Source organism: Prosthecobacter sp., assembly GCF_044232965.1.
Taxonomy (GTDB): domain Bacteria; phylum Verrucomicrobiota; class Verrucomicrobiia; order Verrucomicrobiales; family Verrucomicrobiaceae; genus Prosthecobacter.
This window is the reverse complement of sequence record NZ_JBIIKX010000049.1, coordinates 30,396-46,789: the sequence shown is the minus strand read 5'-3', so window position 1 is coordinate 46,789 and position 16,394 is coordinate 30,396. Positions and strand designations below refer to the sequence as shown.

Genomic DNA, 16,394 nt, shown 5'->3' with positions numbered 1-16,394 from the left:
CATGAAGGCACACAAACGCCTCGCTTTGCGTGCCGACAAAACCGCCTCATCCTTTGCGGGGTTCATCACTTTCGCCGCCCTCCTGGATAGAACTCACCTCGCTTGATTTGCAAAGACACCGCCTAGTCTGACTCAAATCCCGGAGCCATCTCGCACGCTGCTCTCCGGTCTGGGCCTGACATGCCTGCTGGTACGGCGCAGGCGCGCTTGATCCGGCTGAATTTGGCTTCATCAAAGTTTCAAGACCAAGACCTTCTGCGCCGCCGCAAGATCACACCCTGGCTCCCAAGCGCCAGTAGCAGCATCCGCGCTGGCTCTGACACGGCGGTGGAAGAAAGTGAGAAATTGTCGATCTTTGCGCCATCCAAGCGGTGAAACATAAAGCCGGAATGGTTGATGGTCGGCGTGAATGAAAGGCCATCCAGGTCTTAGCCGACAAGAATACTGGTGCCGTTGATGGAAGAGGAAGCGATGTGGATGCTCGTGTCGTAATTCAGAGCGAGGTGATTGAAACCGGTGGCATTGAACAAAGGCGCGGCGCCCGCAAGCTCGGCGGTGAGAAACGTGCCGGCACCGACGACCACGTCGTAGTTGCCATCCTTCGCCAGATACATACAGAGCTGCCCCACAGGAGAATTGTAAAAGCCAATGGCTCCCCAGTCGGCAGGAAATGCGTTAACCGAAGCAGTGAGGTCCGCCTCCATCGTGTAAACCTGCCCTCAGGAAGCGAAGTGTTTCATCTTCCCATACCTCTCGTTGAGACCGAACTGGTGTTTCAGTCGCGCCGATAAAAACGCGAGGCGATGCAAAGAGAGGCATGCAAAGCAGGAGTGCTTGTCATAGGTTGACCGCTCAAAGCTGATTGCCCACCGCTTGCAATGAAGCGACCACGCGCCCAGAAGCACAGCCTCACAAAAATCGAGGCGTCGCCCACCACCTACGACACCGCGTGTTTGAGCGGCCACATATCAGCAGCCACTCAAGGCGGCGGCAGCGGCACGTCGCTTTTGGAAGAAGCCGCCGGAGGGGGAAGGATGGGATTGGGAATGATCGGCGACCGGCGGTTCATGGGCGGTGGCTTGGGGGCTCCGGCGGCAGGCGCCTGGGTGGGAATGACCGCGCGCTGGACGACTTCCGAAGGGTGCGTCGCGGCCGGATCGGCAAAGCTGACCCAGCCGGCCTGATCCCCCCTCTGCAATTGGATGCGCGTCTTGTCCACGCTGGCTCCCGGCGTCACCTGGCGGATCTTGATGCCCATCTCGTTCTCAGAGCCGATGCGTGCTTCCATGACCTGCGAAGTCACACGGTCCACCAGCACGGCCACCACCGCGCCATCGATCTCGTAGATGCCGGAGAGACTGAGGTTGTCCGCGAAGTTCGGCCCCGTGGGGGCATCCGGCGAGGGCAGATCCTTCGTCGTGAAGATGGACCGCTTCCAAAGCGTATCAAATTTCTCCAGCTTCGGAAATTCCACTGGCGGCTCTGATGGCTTGGCCTCCTGCGCACCAAGGCCCGTGGTGATCAAGATCACCCCGCTGAGAATGGCACCATGGAAAAGACGCGCGTTCATGACTGGCTGGTTTTGGAGACTTTGGGAGCCGGCCGCTCGTGGTAGAACTGCGTGAACTCGACCTCGACATTGATGGTCTTGTTCGTGCCGCTGGGATTGATCTGAAGACGTGTGATGCCGATGAAGGACTTCGGCTGTTGCAACGCGTGCAACCACGCGAAGAACGTCTGCTCCGATACACCCGTCAGCGTGGCTTTGACGGAGGCCTGGTCAAAGTAGCCCTGTTCTTCATCCAGCGGCAGACCGTCCGGTCCGAGAACTTTGGCCTGCTCGATGAATTCTTTGCCGCCGATGGTGAGGCTGAGCTTTTCGGCCTCGCGGCTGATGGTTTCGAGCAGCTTGGCGGAGGCCTCCTGGCTGCTGCTGAAACCGGGAACGGATTCATCCAGCCAGTCATGCCTTTCCGCCCAGTTCGCGCCCTGGGAGATGGCCAGGTTCATGTCGGCGAGACGGTCGCGCAGGGATTCCACCTCGTCGCGCACTTCGAGGTAGTTCTTGAACGCCATCATGCCGCCACCACCACCGACGAGGGCAAGGAACAGCACGGCAAAGACGCCGAGGAGAACTTTCTCACTCTTCTTCATCCGGCTGTCCTCCTTTCATCTCAAAGGTGGCGCTGTTGTCGCTGGCGATCACGGGCGCGGGCGTCTCCCAGGTGAAATGGGCGAGCGATTCGCTGGTTTTGAGCTCCTGCGTGTATTCCAGCGCCAGCGAGGCGCTCGGCATGCGGCCGATGATGCTCATGCGCTTCGGCGTCCACTCCCAATGCGTGATGCTGGCCTCATTCGAGGACTTCGGCTCCATGCAATGCAGCAGCATCTGCTGCGGCCAGGTCGCGGGATCAACCGCCGGAGCGGCCTCCTGCCACGCCCTTTTGTGATCCATCACCTTGCCGGCGCGTGGCGCCATCTCGGCCACTTTTTCACGCAGCATATTGCGTTCTTGCAGGGCGAAAGAGGTCAGCGAGGCGATCAGGGCGATGGCCGCCGCCAAGGCAGCGCCGATGGTGAGCGCGATGAGGCGCGTGCGGGCACGGGTGTTCTGACGCTGGCGCTCGATGACCAGATCCTCTGGCATCAACAGGCTGGAACCACGCATCGGCATCGTCGGCGCGGGCATGTCACAACGATAGGGCGTGAGACCGGTGGCGCGCTGGATCTTTTCGAGGTCGCCGTCCTCGACCCACAGCACGAGGCTTTCGAGGCGGCCTAACACGCCCTGGAAGCCAAGTTGAAGACAGATGTTGTTGAGCTCGGCCAGCGCATGATCATCGAGATGCGCGGAAGACAGCGGCGTGCAGTAAATCAACTGAGCGCCGCTGGTGATGGCGATGACGAGACGGCCCAGCTCGCGGAAGATGGTGATGCTGCTCTGCACCAGCGGGTAGCACAACGCGTGCAGTGTGACCTCGTCCGGCAGACGGGTGGTGTCCGTGAGCGGCACAGGCTGGTCTTTGAGCGCGAGGATGCGGGCGAGGTGCGCGCCTTCCTTCTCAGCGATGCTGCGCACCTGCACGCTGGCCTCGTCGTCATTCGTTTTGACCCCCAGGCGCTCCAGATGCAGCAGCGCCATGCCGCGCAGATGCTCGCTCTGGCCTTTCAGCCACGCTGGCAGCACCCAGAAATGCGTTGCGGGCAGCGCCAGCACACGACGCGGCGCGTCTTTGCCAAAGGCAGTGGCCTCGCCATTGGCCTGGCACAACGCCTCCTCCACGCCGGTCCAGCTTTGCCAGACCTTCGCGCCGGGGAGCAGCAGCTCGTGGGTGGGTTTACGTGTCTTTGCCATGGACGGGAATTTCACCCCGCCAGACGGCCTGGCCGCCCTGGGTGATGAGGATGAGTTTGCGTTGCAGCGGGCCGAGCGAGCCGACGCTCTCGATGCGGCGGATCGGGCCTGCGAATTGAATCCATTGCGTCAGTTGCTCGACAGTCTGGCGGTTGAACACACCGAGCAACTGCGCCACCTGTGGCACGCTGCCCAGGCGCTGGTCGTCCTGCGTGCGCGGTGCGCCATCGCGGCCAGCACGGAAGACCAACAGCGGCTGCACGCGTTCCATCGGCACATCGCCCAGCAGGGAGACGAGCTCGGCGCTCGCGTCATTGATGTCCACGCGTCCGTCGCCAAAAACGGTGAACCACTCGCGCCAGTCGGGCCGCGCGGTGTTCACGATCTCCATGCCGCGCACGAGCAGCATTTCATCCACCTCTTTGAACGGGCGGTTAAACGGCAGCCCTTCGAGTCCCATGTTTTCATACTCGCGCTTTTCCGCGCCATTGAGGCTGACGTTCTCATCGCCGTCGATCCAGTCCTTCAGCGCGTCGCACAAGGCGGCCGTGAACTCCGGTTTGAAGCCCCAGCGCGTGAACAAACGGCGCAGCAGCACCTTGTCTCCCGTTTGCAGCAGATGGTTGATGTTCAGCCGCGCCTCCTCGGCCACCAGCGTGACGTTGTAGCCGCCGCCGTCGTTGGAGCTGAAGTGCAGCAGCGGATCGTCGTGCTGGATCGCGGGATGCCGAGCCACTTCGAGGCCCATTTCCGCATACCGCTTGGCGAAGATGCGCCCACGCATGGTGCGGGTGTATTGCGTGTCCGCCTGCAAGGCTTTCGCGCCCGCGAACATGACCATGCCCAGCACCGCGATCATCCAGAACACCGCGATGAGCGCGGAGCCGCGTTGTTTGGAGTGGCGATGAATCGTCGCCAGATCAACACGAAGCCGGAAGGCCGACGAATCGTCGGCACTCCATGGCTTCGTGTTATGGCATTCGAGGGTCATGGGTTTGGAACTGCCGGCGGCGGAGCTGTTACTTGGGAAAGATCATTCGCGATCCAGAACGTGTACTCATGCTCACGCGGATCGGCGGTGAAGGAGAAGCGTAGCTTCATGAACAGCGGCGGCTGCGGGCGCTTGGTGGGGTCCCAGCTCGTGAACCATTTCTTTTCGACCGGCTCATAGAACTGCCACTGCATCTGTTTGAGACCTTCGAGAATGGGAAGTTCGGCCAGGGTGGTGAACTCTCCTGGCGCACGGGTGGTTTTCGGCTGTTTGAGATGGCGCACCACGAGGGACAGATCTTTCGCTCCTTTGTTGCGTACGAGGCCGAATTCGACGGCGTCCGCGAGCTTCAGGCGGCGATCCCACACGAAGGGCATGTGCCCGCCGAGAATGAACAGGTTGCCGGAGGAGCCACGCGAGACTTTTTCAGCCCCGGCGGTGAGCTGAATGCCCGGCGGCATCGTTTCGAGATAATCACGCCACTGATTGACGAAGTTGGTGATCCGCGTCTCCGCCACCCGCGCCTCGTTCATCGACTTGCCGAGCTGCAGCGTGGCATTCGCCACGCCATACACGCCACCGAGGATCAGGCCGATGAGGGCCATGGCCAGGATGACTTCGAGCAGCGTAAACGCGGCCTTAGATCGGGCTGTGGGGCGAATACACATAGGTTTCCATGCTGCGTTTCATGCGCCGCGAGCGCCCGTCGGAGATCCATGCTTCGGCGCGGATGCGAAACATGTGGTCGAGCTCGACCTTGTCTTTGGTGATGAGTTTGACCTTCTCAATCGTGGCGCTGGCATCAATGCCGTCGGCCGTGGGATTGAAGGTGATGCTGGTGGCTTTGAATTCAGGCTGGTGCGCGACTTCGGCGAGCACCGACTCCAGCACGCGCAGCACCTGCGCCTCCATGCGGGAGTCATTGGAGGTCCGGGCGATGGCGTCGATGGCCTGCGTCATGCCAACGGCCACAAGCGAGAAAAGCGCAAGGGCGAGGATGATTTCGAGAAGGGCGAAACCAGGCGCGTAGGAGGCTGTGCGTGTGTGTTTCATCCTCGGATCTGAATGGATTTGTGTTTGGCGCAGGCGGTCAGCGGATCAAACGCGAGTTCGATGACTCCGGCGGGCCCGGACATGCGGACCTCGATTGGCTCGCAAATGCCGGTGGGGCTGAATTCCCAGGTTTCGCCGCGTTTCGGAGCGCGGAAGGTATTTTCGCCAACACGGCGCACCTGTAGCATGCCGCCAAACTCTTCTCCCACATGGAACGCGCCCGCCGAAAGCTCGATGCGGACGGTTTGCTGCGTGCTGAGTGCTTGGAGCAGATTTTGACGCGCTGAAGTCTCGATGACCGCGACCGCACGGCGCAGCTTGTCCTCATCCCTCACACCGGAGATGCTCATGACCGCGATGCCGATGATGAGGATCAGGAGAGACATGGCGACGATGATTTCCAGCAGCGTGAAGCCCGCAGAGCAAGAATGACGAATGCCGCGCTGAGCAAACAGCGTGGCGGGCGTGTGATTCGTGATGGCTCTGAAATTCGTCATTCGGGTTTCGTCATTCGTCATTCACGGCGCAGCCGCTCAAAGATCCCAGCTACCAATATCATCCGCATTATCCGGCACACCGTCCGGTCCTGCGGAATAGACATCGAAGCCGCCTTTGTCCTTCGTGCCGGGACGACGGTAGTGGTAGGGGTTGCCCCAGGGGTCGATGGGCAGCTTTTTGAGCTTGGCGCTCCAACTGGTCGGCGCAGGGCGTCCACTCGGCTTTTCCACGAGGGCGGACAAACCTTGCTGCGTGGTGGGCAGGAACATGTTGTCCACCTCGTAAGCGCGCAGCGCAGCCACGATGCCGCTGATGTGGCCTTTGGAAGTGGTTTTTTTGCCACCTTCGAGCACGCCGCCGAAGTTGACCACCGCTGCTCCGACCAGCAGCGCGACGATGGCGAGCACGAGAATCATTTCGACAAGGGTGAAGCCGGAGGTCGAAGGGCGTGGTTGGGTTCGGGTGTGTTTCATGGTGCTTGGCTATTTGTTGATGCTGGAGATGGTTTGGAAAATCGTGGTCATCATGAGGTAGGCCATGAGGCCGACCATGCTGGCCATCAGGCAGACGATGAGGGGCTGGATAAGCGCAGCCAGTGTGTCGATCTTCTTGCTCAATTCACGGTCGAAGCGCTCGGCGGCACGCTCAAGCGCAGCAGACATATCGCCGGTCTGCTCGCCGACGTTCACCATGTCGATGAGCAGCGGCGGGAACTGGCCACTGCGGTCGAGGGAGCGGGAGAGAGCGACGCCTTCGCCCACATGGCGCATGACGCTTTCAAACTCACGCTGGAGGTGCGGATTCTCGATGGCCTGATGCGTGAGCTGCATCGCATGCACCATGGTGAGGCCGTTGCCGAGCAGATTGGCCATCGTTTCGAGGAACTGGACGTAAAACCGCGCCTTGAAGATGCCGCCAAAGAGCGGAAGCCGCAGTTTGAAGCGCGACCAAGGGATGGCAGACTCAGGACGCGCGATCCATGCCTTGCCGAGGATGAACGCGGCGACGCCGGCGATGAGCATCATCCACCACGTCGCCTTGAAGGTGTCGCTGACCTTCAAAATGATCTGCGCGGCCAGCGGCAGCGAACCACCCGTCGAGTCAAGCATCTCGGTGAGCTTCGGAATGAGATAGACGACAAACAGCAGCGTGACGCCGATGGCGGCGACGATGAGAAACGCGGGATAAAGCAGCGCGGAGAGCACTTTCGACCGCAGCGCCTGCAAGGAGCGCATGTACTGCGCCTGACGCTTCAAGATGGTGCTCAACGAGCCGCTGGCCTCGCCGGCGGAAACAAGCGCGCAGAACAAATTGCCAAAGCTGGGACTGGTGGCGGCGACGGCCTTCGAGAACGACATGCCATCGCGCACTTTGCCGCGCAGGACACTGGCGAGCGTTTTGATGCCGGAGAGCTCCCTTCGGCGCTCCATCGTGGCGAGCGCGGGTTCGAGCTGGATGCCCGCGCCAACGAGATCGGCGAGTTCTTCGATGAAGAGGACGACCTGCGCGAGCTTGAGCTTGATGGGGCCGGTGATCGTCTCGGCGGTCACTTTTCCCTTAGCGGCGGCTTTGACCGCCGATTTGGCATCTCCTGCGATCTCAAGCTTGATGGGCTGGATCTTTTTTTTGCCCAGCAGCGCAAAGGCCTCGCCGCGATCCGACGCGTTCAGCTCCCCGGTGACGACACCGGAGGGGCCATGGGCGCTGTAAACGAAGGTGGGCATGGAACTACGCGGCTAAGCGGGCTGGAGCGGCGATGGTGGTGGTTTGCGGATTGTGCTGGCGGTCGGACGCGGCGGTGACGGAGAGCACTTCCTCAATGGTCGTCTCGCCGCTGAGCACTTTTTGAAAGCCGTAGCCGCGCATGGGGATGTAGCCGTCCTTGAGCGCCTGTTTGTGGAACTCAGCGGGATGAGCGCGGCTGTTGATGAGATGCTGCAAGGCGTGGGTGACGAGCACGACCTCGTAAATGGAGAGACGGCCCTGGAAGCCGCTGCCACGGCAGGCGTCGCAGCCGACAGCCCGCATGATCTGGCCGCGCACATGCGAGGGGAAGCCAATGGATTTGAGATAAGGCTCCTCCACCTGGGTCGGCGTCTTGCACAACGGGCAGAGCTTGCGCACGAGACGTTGAGCGAAGAAGGCACGCACCGCGCTGGAGACGAGGAAAGGTTCAACGCCCATGTCGATGAGGCGCGTGATGCCGCCGATGGCGTCATTGGTGTGCAGCGTGCTGAAAACCAAGTGACCGGTGAGTGCGGCACGCACGGCGATCTCGGTGGTTTCGAGGTCGCGCATTTCCCCGATCATGACGACATTCGGATCGCCGCGCAGAATGCTGCGCAAGCCAGCGCCGAAGGTGAGGCCGATCTCGGGCTTCACGGCGATCTGCACGATGCCCGGCATCTTGTATTCCACCGGATCTTCGATGGTGACGATGCGGCGGTGCGTTTGATTGAGCTCGGTGAGGAAGGCGTAGAGCGTGGTCGATTTGCCGCTGCCGGTGGGTCCGGTGATGAGGATGATGCCGTTGGGCAGTTTCAGCAACTCATCGACGACGGGGCGGATGTTGTCGGTGAGGCCGAGGCGGTTCACCGTGACCTGCTGCTGTGCAAGAAGACGCAGGCTGATGCTTTCGCCTTCGACACTCGGAATCGTGGCGACACGCACGTCGATGGCGAGTCCGTCGAGTTCGAGATTGATGCGGCCGTCCTGCGGCAGACGTTTTTCGGCAATGTCGAGCCGCGCCATGATCTTCAAACGGGCGATCACGGAGGCTTGCAGCGATTTGATGTTCTCCGGCACGGGCAGTTCTTCGAGACGCCCGTCGATGCGGTAGCGAATGCGCAAGCGATCCTGCTGTGGCTCGACGTGAATGTCTGTGGCGCGTTGTTCGAGGCCACGACGGATGATTTGATTCACAAATCGCACGACCGAGGCCTCCTCGTCCTCGGGTTCATCGAGCACGGTGACTTCATCACGCAAATCTTCCGCGCCCCAGTCGGCCCGACCGCGCAGGATCTTCTCAAAGGTGTCCGCGCCGAGACCGTAGAGCTTTTGCAGCCCTTCGACGATGCGAGTCCGCGGTCCGACATGCCACACCACCGGCATCGTGAGACTGGCGGCCACACGCTGATGCGCCACAAGGCTCAGCGGGTCAAACGTCGCGATGTGCAGCGTGCGCACGGGTTCGCCGGAAGTTGCATCAGCGCCATCGTCCTTGTTTTCCTCCGTGTAGATCGGCAGCAAACGATGCCGCAGGGCGATTTCCGCCGGCAGCATGCGGCGCATCCCCTGCTCTGTCGGCAAATCCTCCTCTTTCGGCTCCCACCAGGGCAGACTGAGCGTCTTCGCCAGCGCCATCAGGAAATCCCGCTCCCTCACGCCCTCGCAGTCAAGCACGGCATCGACGAAGGACGTCTGATTGAAGCACGCATCCTCAATCGCCTGCCGGACGGCGGGCAAGTCGCCACAACCAGCGGTTGTGAGGATTTGGTCGATGAGTGGAAGCATGATGGCAAGGCGGCCCAAATTGGACCTGATAACCTCGTATTTTTACGGTTTTTATAAAAAAGGCAAGTTTTTAATACTTCCAAACCATTTGGAGAGCTGAAAAGTTGAGGTCACAGCTTTTCAAACTTCGATTCGGCCCGCAAACAGGCAATGGCCTATTTGGCGGAGTTCACCTGATTTATCATCGCGTCCAGTGAGCCGTTCTTGATCGCGATCAGGCCCTTGGGGTCGATGAGGTACAGCGTGGGAAAATTGCGCAGGTTATAAAGGGACGTGTTCGGGCCGCTGGTGGTGTTGTCGAGCACGTTGCGGAAGGCGACCTGATAATCAGCCAGCGCTTTTTTGGCCTCGGACTCAATGTCGGTGTTCACGCCAAGCACGACGGCGTTCTTGTCCTTCAACTGCGCCGCCGCCTGGTTCATTAGCGGCAGGATGCCGTGGCAGGCGTGGCACCAGCCGCCCCAAAAGATGACGATGACATGCTTGCCGCGATAATCGCTGAGCTTGAAACTGACGCCCTCGGCGTCCTTGCCCTCGATCTCCGGCGCTTCGCAGCCGACTTGCAGGTTCGTCATCTCAAACAGCATCTTCGCGGCGAAGTCGGCGAGCTTGAAGCCTTGGATCGTCACATCGGCGTAATCGGTGTTGAGCTGCTGGAAGCATTCGAGTGCCTTGTTTTTCGAAGCCTCGCCAGAAACGCGGTCGGCGGAGGCGTCGAAGTTTTTGAAATGGATCGCGCCCAGGGCATAGAGCGCGGCGGCCTTCTCCTCGCGGTGGGTGTTTTTCTCGATCACGGCCTTGAGCACCGGCTCGGCGGGCAGGCCGTGGTATTCGAGCTGCTTCACCGCCTCAGCGATGCCTTGGCGGTCCGCGAAGGTCGTGCCGAGCATCTTCAGCGCCTCCTGGCCCTCGGGAAAATTCGCCGCGCCCGTCACGAGCCACGACACGGCCTTCACCACGTCTGGTTTATCGAGATTGGCCTGCACGAGCTGCATCATCTTCGTGGCGCAAGGCCCGGCGCTCGGAATGCTGGAGCGATACTTGTTTTTCTCCTCCTCCGTGGTGGCGGCGATGATTTTCTGCGTGTTCGCACGCACCGAGTTTTCATACTCGTCGATGAGACCACGGATCTGGGCGGCCAGCGGGGAAACCGGCTCCTGTGCGACGGCAGAAGCCAGCAAAAACAAGAACAAGGTCAGATACTTCACGGCGACTCAGGAGTGGCGATGACGTGAACGCCGCGCCAGCGCGTGCAGCGCGGCCACCAAGCACAGCAACATTCCACCCGGCTCGGGCACGACCATGAAGGACGAGTACACATTGTCGTAGAAGATCACCGGCACGCCGTAATTCTCCGTGTGCGTGTCGAGCGTGAAGGTCTGCGCGGCCAGCCCCGTGTCCGGAGCCTCCACGCGATACACGACGCCATCGGTGAGGCCGTCGAGCGTGATGTTGAAGCCACCGGCGCTGTTGCTGAACCCGCTGGCCACGAGGATGCCGCTGACGTCGTTGTAAACATTGATCGCCATGCCGGCGAGGCCCTCTCCCGGCGTGTAAAACAGATCGGCGGCAATGGTGTCCTGATACACCGAGCCGGTCAAAATCGCGTCCGCCACGAAATTCGCGCCATCAAACCGGTACTGCGTGGCCAGATGCTGCGTGGCCACATACGGGCCGATGGCGACGGCATTGGTGCCGGGGATCGCGATGCTTTGGAAGCCGATGCCGATTTCCTTGAACACCGGATCGATCAGCACATCACGATGGCCTGCCGGGCTTTGAATGCCATTGCCAAATCCTGGTGACGCGCCATTGCCATCGCCCCAGTCGATGACAAAAGCACCGTGGCCGTGGATGATGGACTGAGTCGAGGCAAACAAGTTCTCGCCGGCTTCCAGCCAAGTCGAGCTGTAGCCACCATTTTGAATGCGCTGATCGAGGGTGAGACCGTCCAGCGTGTGCGCCTGCTGGTCCGTGGTGACCATGAGATTGGAATAAGCCGAGGCCGAGACATTCAAGGCGCTGCTCCAGGCCACCGGAGGAGCGGGGGTGAGCGTGGAAAACTGCGACAACAAGTCCACAGCGCTGGTGCCAAAGTAATTCAGCGCAAAGGCTATGCTGGCATCGTTTGACTGCGGCGCGCCCCATACACCAGGGGACGAAAAATTGGCCAGCTTCTCAAGCTCAGCCTGCGGTGCGCTGCGGAAGCGGTTCGTGAGCTCCAGCCAATACTGCTGGTCCGCAGTCGGGTCAGCCGCAGAGCCGGTTCCCTGCCCTGCGACACACAGCAGCAGGCATGCCCCGAACGAGCGCAGCCCGGTCTGAAAAGCAGACGAGCGGCCAGCATGGGATAGGTGGGCTGCGGGATGCATGGACGCAAGTTTATGAGAAATCGTAAATCACTGCAATCCCTCATTGCTGAACAAACCCTTATCTTCCTGGAAACTTTGTCTCACAAAGTTTCGCTTGCGCACGTCACTTTGTCCGCCAAAGTGATCACCATGAGCACGACCGAAGCCGCGTTGGAAAATCTCCGCATCATCCGCTCCTTGATGGAAAAGGCGCACATCTACCGGGCCGTTTCCGCCCCCGCCGCGCTCACTGGCGGCCTGCTGGCCCTCGCTGCCTCCACCTGGCCCGTTCAGCATGCACTGGCGACTCACGGTGTCAGTCTGATGTCCCCCGGAACATTCCTTGATCTCTGGATCGCCATTCTGCTCGTCGCCTCGTCCCTTAACGTCCTGCTGCTCGCCACTGAGGCGAAACGGCGCGGGCAGCCCTTCGTCTCCGAAGGCATGCGCATGGCGCTGCGGGCCTTTGCGCCGCCGATGCTCGTGGGCGGCTGCGTCGGGATCGGTTTGATCGTCTTCCTGCACAATCTGACGCTCGCCGCGCTGATATGGGTGCTGTGTTACGGTCTGGCGTTGCTCTCGACCTCGGGGTTCTCCCCGCGCTCGCTGGTGCGCTTGGGCTGGGCCTTTGTCATTGCCGGACTGGCCCTTTTCTTCGCCTGGGCCGCGAACAGCGATGTGCGACTCCTATTCAGCGATGAAGCGCCCGCCTCGCTCGTCATGGGCCTCACCTTCGGCCTGCTGCATGTCATTTACGCCCTCGCTGTCTTCTTCACCAAGAAACCTGCGGAGGTTCAGCCGAAATGATCGACTTCGATCAAATAGATAAGCTCATCCACGAAAAGGGCCGCCTCTTCATCATGACGCTGCTCTCCACACGGGGCGAATGGGCCTTCCAGGATCTCAAAACCGAACTCGGCATGAGCGACGGCAACCTCATCTCCCACCTGCGCACGCTCGGCACCGCCGGTTACATCAAGGAAACTCGCAACGACTCCGGCACCCGCCCCCGCACCAGCTACGAACTCACCACCGCCGGTCGCAAGGCATTCAAAGACTACGTCGAAGTCCTCGGAGAGATCGTCAAAGCCGCCCAGCAAACTTAACCCCGCTTCTTTTTGCCCATTCACTTTGCCTCGCAAAGCTAAACCAAGAACTAAGAACCTCGAACCCAGAACCAGAGATATGAACATCATCCTCGCTCAACATCACGGCATGTGCTTCGGCGTCCGCGACGCCCTGCGCACGACCCACACCGCGGCGCAACGCGCTCCGCTAACCATCCTCGGCCAGCTTGTCCACAATCCGCTCGTCGATCGCCATCTCGCCGCTGTTGGTGCTAAGCGCGGCGATCTCGATGACCTCAAGTCCTCCACGACACACCAAGTGGCCATCACCGCCCACGGGGCCTCCGACAAACATCGTCAGGCTTGGCAAAACGCTGGTCACAGCGTCATCGACACCACCTGCCCTCTCGTCAAAAAAGCGCATCACGCCCTCGCCATCCTCGTCAGCGATGGCTACCAGCCCATCGTCATCGGCCAAAGCCAGCATGTCGAAGTTCGCGGCCTCATCGGCGACTTTCCGCAAGCTGTCGTCGTGCTTGAAGAAGCCGACCTCGCGCAAATTCCCGTGCATCCACGGCTCGGCATCGTCTCCCAGACCACGCAGCCCGTCGAAAACACGCTTCGACTCGTCGAGGCCATCAAGCGCCTCCACCGCAGCTCCGAGGTGCGCTTCATCGATACCATCTGCCACCCGACGAAGCAGCGCCAGACCGCGATGGACGACCTGATTCGCGAATGCGATCACATCGTCGTCATCGGCGGCCGCAACAGCAACAACACGCGTCAGCTTGCCCAAAAAGCCCTCTCCCACGGCCTGCGCACGCTGCAAATCGAACGCCCCGAAGAACTCGATCCCGCGTGGTTCCGTGATGCCCGCAATGTCGGCGTCACCGCCGGAACCTCCACGCTCGACGAAACCGTCGATGCCGTCATGCAACGCCTCCGCCAGATCGCCGCCGAACTGCGCACCACGCCGGTCCACGAATTCCTCCGCTCCATGCTCAAAGCCGCCTAACAGCCTGTTGATTTACCCCTGAACGTGCGGGTTGGAGCTGCCCGCTTTTACCTTCAGCGTCTGAGTCGGTGATAAGGACCAATGCGCGCAAATACATTCCGAGTTTACCCAACAAGGCTTCGAGGAGTCGGTCAATGACACCCATTGAGCGAAAAATGATCTCGAGCGGGCCTGCCAGCCACTGTTTGGTAGTTCCGCTGGCGAACATCGTACGCAGCAGCAGGCTGAGGTTGAAGCTCAACGCGGCGATCAGGTGACGCTTGGTCAGATTCTCACAGCCCCGCACCGTGGCGCGGCGCAACCCGCCGTGATCGAGCACATGGGCAAATCCTCGTTCGAGATGCTCGCCGCGTTTGCGCAGCAGCGCTTTGCCGCTCTCGCTGCGGGTGGCACACGCGGCCCGGCGCAGCGTCTGGCGGTGTTCCAGGGGCGCGTCCCGACGGCGTCTCCCTTCATGCGGATCGGCTATCACGGCGCGCACTCCGCAGCGTTGCAACTGCCCGATCTGTTTCACCGCGAAGTAGCCGCACCGCGAGGCGATGGCCCGCTCGCTGGGCAGGTTCTCGAAGAAGCCCACCATGAGCATCTTTAAATACACCACAGGATCAATGCCAGAGCGTCCGCCCTTGCTGCGCTCGGCGTAGGCGGGTGCGCAGATCTTCCAGACATCGGCAACAAAGCTCATCTTCTCCAGTGTCCGGTTCACCCGCGGGTAGCAACCATCGGGCGTCGCCGCAGGCAGTTCCCCGGCCATGATCCAAAACTCTTTTTGCGCCCCGCCCGCTTCGCGTTGTTCAAACATACGGGGAGCATTTCTAGTTCAACAGGTGCGTTTTTCAACAGGCTGAAAAGGCCTACTGGTCCTTGGCCCAGCTTTGCTAGGCGCACATTCTTGCAACTTACTTTCCCATATCCCAGATCCCAGATCCCATCATCATTTTTCCCAGAAGGGTCATAAATGTTTCCATTATTTAAGATGCGTGGCGGCATCACGGAATGATCCAGAGTCAATGTCTCGTCATCCAAGCCGATAAACACGGGCATTGAAGACCATCCTTGAGGCAAGTAGCTTTCAAGTTGAGATGTAGAAACTGATTCTATCTGAGTTGTAGGATGATCAGCCATAAATGAACGTTGGGCGGAATACACCGCCTGCAATGAAAGCGAGGCCGTTTTTCCTATTTGCCAGTCTCTAACAGCAATAACACTCAGGCCAATAAATGAAGTTAGAGCGATCACCAGACCAATCACCAAGCATACTTCAACAAGAGTAAAAGCAGCCTGAAAGCGTCTGATCTGTATGTTCTTTATCATACGAAATAAGATCATGTGTTACATGTTGCCAGATTGCATCATCCTAGGCCCCATTAGGAAGATTGGCAGCATAGAACCAGCAAAAACAAAGCCGATGATAAAAACAGCGATCGCAAGAGTAATAAAGTTGATAATCTGAGTAAAATCATTCATAAACGCTTCAGTGTCTTCTTCGTAAATATCTCTTAAAAGTTCTAGTTGTTGAGCTAACGAGGCGGATTTCTCACCAATGCCAATCATGTGAGTCACTTGCGGGTCAAGGCTAGCATGGCGCTTTAAAGACTCAGCGAATGGAATTCCAGTTGTTTCATAAACTTGTGACGCCTTTACAAAGCCTTCATACATCGGAGTGCCTTGAACTACTTTTGCAGCCAGCATGGATGCATTAGCGAGGTCAACACCATTGGCATACAGCATTTGCATGGTCCCGACATAAGCACTCTGGCGCAATCCTTTGACTAGTTTTGATAGAAGATTCCAGCGGGACATTCCAAACAGCAGAAGCTTGGATCGCACGGCGGACGATTTGAACAAACTAATAATGAAAGCCACCAGAAAACAAACAAAAAACGGCCAAACAACTTGCACAAAATGGCTGAATGAGAAAATCGCCTTAGATAGTGGATCTGGAGCCATGTGAACACTGGCAAGAGTATCCTCAACTTGTGCAACAACATATACCTGCGAGTATATAAACAAGCCTATTTGAAATAAAATAACAACCGATGGAACCATGATGGCAGTGCGTAATTTACTCGCGAACAATAATTCAATTTTAATTCGCCGGGCCAACGAACTAAAGGCTTGGGCAAGCTGGCCGGCGTTTGAGCCAGCCTCGATAATCGTAATAATAGTGCTGCCAAATTTTTGTTCTTTTGCAAATGCCACATGAACAGGCACTCCCGTCTCAATTCTATTGCGTATGTTAATTAAACAACCTCTAAGGTCGGGATCTGGTAACCCTTGGGAATAAAACAAAAGTGCGTCGGATGTGCTTATGTTAGCCTTATGCATTGAGGCAAGACCTCGAAAAAGCTTTATAAGCTCTTTTCTAGATAACTCTTTTTTTGAAATATGGCCCCTAGTATCCCCAGGGAGAGCTTTGATCAAAGCCACGCGGTATCCTGTTTGAAGAGCATTCGCTGCCGCTTGCTCACGACTGGGCGCATCAATTTCAACCACCCTCGAATTCTCAGGTGAATCATTTTTTCGTAATGTGACCTGATAGAGACTCATG

At 59.1% G+C, this 16,394-nt stretch carries 21 protein-coding genes; 4 read left to right on the top strand and 17 right to left on the bottom strand.

The features are described from left to right. Positions 1–127: 127 nt before the first annotated feature. Positions 128–211 (top strand): PEP-CTERM sorting domain-containing protein, encoded by an 84-nt coding sequence (locus tag ACILSI_RS18465; protein WP_395723381.1) that lies wholly within the window; start codon positions 128–130, stop codon positions 209–211. Between the two features lie 28 nt (positions 212–239). On the opposite strand, the gene ACILSI_RS18460 is transcribed toward ACILSI_RS18465, so the two are convergent. From ACILSI_RS18460 to ACILSI_RS18395, 14 genes are all read right to left on the bottom strand, one after another. Then, positions 240–380, bottom strand: coding sequence for a PEP-CTERM sorting domain-containing protein (locus tag ACILSI_RS18460; protein WP_395723380.1), 141 nt, complete (start codon positions 378–380; stop codon positions 240–242). 48 nt (positions 381–428) lie between these two features. Next, complete coding sequence (locus ACILSI_RS18455) at positions 429–629, bottom strand: hypothetical protein (RefSeq protein WP_395723379.1); 201 nt, start codon at positions 627–629, stop codon at positions 429–431. 350 nt (positions 630–979) lie between these two features. Beyond that, positions 980–1,570: a hypothetical protein gene (locus tag ACILSI_RS18450; RefSeq protein WP_395723378.1), complete on the bottom strand. Its 591-nt coding sequence runs from the start codon at positions 1,568–1,570 to the stop codon at positions 980–982. Further along, on the bottom strand, positions 1,567–2,154 hold the full coding sequence (locus tag ACILSI_RS18445) for a hypothetical protein (protein ID WP_395723377.1): 588 nt from the start codon (positions 2,152–2,154) through the stop codon (positions 1,567–1,569). The genes ACILSI_RS18450 and ACILSI_RS18445 overlap by 4 nt, the downstream gene beginning before the upstream one ends. Further along, entirely contained in the window at positions 2,141–3,355 is a 1,215-nt protein-coding gene (locus ACILSI_RS18440; protein WP_395723376.1) for a hypothetical protein, read from the bottom strand. The genes ACILSI_RS18445 and ACILSI_RS18440 overlap by 14 nt, the downstream gene beginning before the upstream one ends. After that, positions 3,339–4,346, bottom strand: a complete 1,008-nt coding sequence (locus ACILSI_RS18435; RefSeq protein WP_395723375.1) for a general secretion pathway protein GspK — start codon at positions 4,344–4,346, stop codon at positions 3,339–3,341. The genes ACILSI_RS18440 and ACILSI_RS18435 overlap by 17 nt, the downstream gene beginning before the upstream one ends. Continuing rightward, the gene (locus tag ACILSI_RS18430; RefSeq protein ID WP_395723374.1) at positions 4,343–5,014 is read right to left on the bottom strand and encodes a type II secretion system protein; all 672 of its coding nucleotides are present in this window, start codon (positions 5,012–5,014) and stop codon (positions 4,343–4,345) included. The genes ACILSI_RS18435 and ACILSI_RS18430 overlap by 4 nt, the downstream gene beginning before the upstream one ends. Continuing rightward, positions 4,986–5,399 carry a hypothetical protein gene (locus tag ACILSI_RS18425; protein ID WP_395723373.1) on the bottom strand — a complete coding sequence of 138 codons (414 nt, stop codon included), beginning with the start codon at positions 5,397–5,399 and terminating at the stop codon, positions 4,986–4,988. The genes ACILSI_RS18430 and ACILSI_RS18425 overlap by 29 nt, the downstream gene beginning before the upstream one ends. Then, positions 5,396–5,896 carry a Tfp pilus assembly protein FimT/FimU gene (locus ACILSI_RS18420; RefSeq protein ID WP_395723372.1) on the bottom strand — a complete coding sequence of 167 codons (501 nt, stop codon included), beginning with the start codon at positions 5,894–5,896 and terminating at the stop codon, positions 5,396–5,398. Before ACILSI_RS18420 ends, ACILSI_RS18425 begins: the two co-directional genes overlap by 4 nt. A 36-nt stretch (positions 5,897–5,932) precedes the next feature. Next, complete coding sequence (gene gspG / locus ACILSI_RS18415; RefSeq protein WP_395723371.1) at positions 5,933–6,370, bottom strand: type II secretion system major pseudopilin GspG; 438 nt, start codon at positions 6,368–6,370, stop codon at positions 5,933–5,935. A 9-nt stretch (positions 6,371–6,379) separates the two neighbouring features. Further along, positions 6,380–7,621, bottom strand: coding sequence for a type II secretion system F family protein (locus ACILSI_RS18410; RefSeq protein ID WP_395723370.1), 1,242 nt, complete (start codon positions 7,619–7,621; stop codon positions 6,380–6,382). A 4-nt stretch (positions 7,622–7,625) separates the two neighbouring features. Continuing rightward, positions 7,626–9,410 (bottom strand): GspE/PulE family protein, encoded by a 1,785-nt coding sequence (locus ACILSI_RS18405; RefSeq protein ID WP_395723369.1) that lies wholly within the window; start codon positions 9,408–9,410, stop codon positions 7,626–7,628. A 155-nt stretch (positions 9,411–9,565) separates the two neighbouring features. Next, the gene (locus ACILSI_RS18400) at positions 9,566–10,618 is read right to left on the bottom strand and encodes a peroxiredoxin family protein (RefSeq protein WP_395723368.1); all 1,053 of its coding nucleotides are present in this window, start codon (positions 10,616–10,618) and stop codon (positions 9,566–9,568) included. A 6-nt stretch (positions 10,619–10,624) separates the two neighbouring features. Continuing rightward, on the bottom strand, positions 10,625–11,782 hold the full coding sequence (locus tag ACILSI_RS18395) for a CAP domain-containing protein (RefSeq protein WP_395723367.1): 1,158 nt from the start codon (positions 11,780–11,782) through the stop codon (positions 10,625–10,627). Positions 11,783–11,911: 129 nt separating this feature from the next. Between ACILSI_RS18395 and ACILSI_RS18390 the strand changes: the two genes are divergently transcribed. The 3 genes from ACILSI_RS18390 to ispH all read left to right on the top strand — a co-directional run bounded on the left by ACILSI_RS18390 (position 11,912) and on the right by ispH (position 13,843). Continuing rightward, positions 11,912–12,568 (top strand): hypothetical protein, encoded by a 657-nt coding sequence (locus ACILSI_RS18390; RefSeq protein ID WP_395723366.1) that lies wholly within the window; start codon positions 11,912–11,914, stop codon positions 12,566–12,568. Then, positions 12,565–12,867: a transcriptional regulator gene (locus tag ACILSI_RS18385; protein ID WP_395723365.1), complete on the top strand. Its 303-nt coding sequence runs from the start codon at positions 12,565–12,567 to the stop codon at positions 12,865–12,867. The genes ACILSI_RS18390 and ACILSI_RS18385 overlap by 4 nt, the downstream gene beginning before the upstream one ends. Positions 12,868–12,946: 79 nt before the next feature. After that, positions 12,947–13,843, top strand: coding sequence for a 4-hydroxy-3-methylbut-2-enyl diphosphate reductase (gene ispH, locus ACILSI_RS18380; protein WP_395723364.1), 897 nt, complete (start codon positions 12,947–12,949; stop codon positions 13,841–13,843). On the opposite strand, the gene ACILSI_RS18375 is transcribed toward ispH, so the two are convergent. Genes ACILSI_RS18375 through ACILSI_RS18365 form a run of 3 tightly spaced genes read right to left on the bottom strand, consistent with a single transcriptional unit; the run spans position 13,830 to position 16,393 of the window. Further along, the gene (locus ACILSI_RS18375) at positions 13,830–14,597 is read right to left on the bottom strand and encodes a transposase (RefSeq protein WP_395723363.1); all 768 of its coding nucleotides are present in this window, start codon (positions 14,595–14,597) and stop codon (positions 13,830–13,832) included. The genes ispH and ACILSI_RS18375 overlap by 14 nt on opposite strands. Beyond that, entirely contained in the window at positions 14,546–15,172 is a 627-nt protein-coding gene (locus ACILSI_RS18370) for a type II secretion system protein (protein ID WP_395723362.1), read from the bottom strand. Before ACILSI_RS18370 ends, ACILSI_RS18375 begins: the two co-directional genes overlap by 52 nt. Positions 15,173–15,175: 3 nt before the next feature. Beyond that, complete coding sequence (locus ACILSI_RS18365) at positions 15,176–16,393, bottom strand: type II secretion system F family protein (protein WP_395723361.1); 1,218 nt, start codon at positions 16,391–16,393, stop codon at positions 15,176–15,178. Position 16,394: the final 1 nt, after the last annotated feature.

Bases quoted from the DNA above. Each gene is read 5' to 3' on its own strand.
- ACILSI_RS18375 (WP_395723363.1), bottom strand. From the start codon at position 14,597: ATGGCCGGGGAACTGCCTGCGGCGACGCCCGATGGTTGCTACCCGCGG.
- ACILSI_RS18430 (WP_395723374.1), bottom strand. From the start codon at position 5,014: ATGTGTATTCGCCCCACAGCCCGATCTAAGGCCGCGTTTACGCTGCTC.
- ACILSI_RS18385 (WP_395723365.1), top strand. From the start codon at position 12,565: ATGATCGACTTCGATCAAATAGATAAGCTCATCCACGAAAAGGGCCGC.
- ACILSI_RS18440 (WP_395723376.1), bottom strand. From the start codon at position 3,355: ATGGCAAAGACACGTAAACCCACCCACGAGCTGCTGCTCCCCGGCGCG.
- ACILSI_RS18390 (WP_395723366.1), top strand. From the start codon at position 11,912: ATGAGCACGACCGAAGCCGCGTTGGAAAATCTCCGCATCATCCGCTCC.
- ACILSI_RS18365 (WP_395723361.1), bottom strand. From the start codon at position 16,393: ATGAGTCTCTATCAGGTCACATTACGAAAAAATGATTCACCTGAGAAT.
- ispH (WP_395723364.1), top strand. From the start codon at position 12,947: ATGAACATCATCCTCGCTCAACATCACGGCATGTGCTTCGGCGTCCGC.
- ACILSI_RS18450 (WP_395723378.1), bottom strand. From the start codon at position 1,570: ATGAACGCGCGTCTTTTCCATGGTGCCATTCTCAGCGGGGTGATCTTG.
- ACILSI_RS18420 (WP_395723372.1), bottom strand. From the start codon at position 5,896: ATGACGAATTTCAGAGCCATCACGAATCACACGCCCGCCACGCTGTTT.
- ACILSI_RS18445 (WP_395723377.1), bottom strand. From the start codon at position 2,154: ATGAAGAAGAGTGAGAAAGTTCTCCTCGGCGTCTTTGCCGTGCTGTTC.
- ACILSI_RS18425 (WP_395723373.1), bottom strand. From the start codon at position 5,399: ATGAAACACACACGCACAGCCTCCTACGCGCCTGGTTTCGCCCTTCTC.
- ACILSI_RS18405 (WP_395723369.1), bottom strand. From the start codon at position 9,410: ATGCTTCCACTCATCGACCAAATCCTCACAACCGCTGGTTGTGGCGAC.
- ACILSI_RS18410 (WP_395723370.1), bottom strand. From the start codon at position 7,621: ATGCCCACCTTCGTTTACAGCGCCCATGGCCCCTCCGGTGTCGTCACC.
- ACILSI_RS18395 (WP_395723367.1), bottom strand. From the start codon at position 11,782: ATGCATCCCGCAGCCCACCTATCCCATGCTGGCCGCTCGTCTGCTTTT.
- ACILSI_RS18435 (WP_395723375.1), bottom strand. From the start codon at position 4,346: ATGACCCTCGAATGCCATAACACGAAGCCATGGAGTGCCGACGATTCG.
- ACILSI_RS18370 (WP_395723362.1), bottom strand. From the start codon at position 15,172: ATGATCTTATTTCGTATGATAAAGAACATACAGATCAGACGCTTTCAG.
- ACILSI_RS18460 (WP_395723380.1), bottom strand. From the start codon at position 380: ATGTTTCACCGCTTGGATGGCGCAAAGATCGACAATTTCTCACTTTCT.
- gspG (WP_395723371.1), bottom strand. From the start codon at position 6,370: ATGAAACACACCCGAACCCAACCACGCCCTTCGACCTCCGGCTTCACC.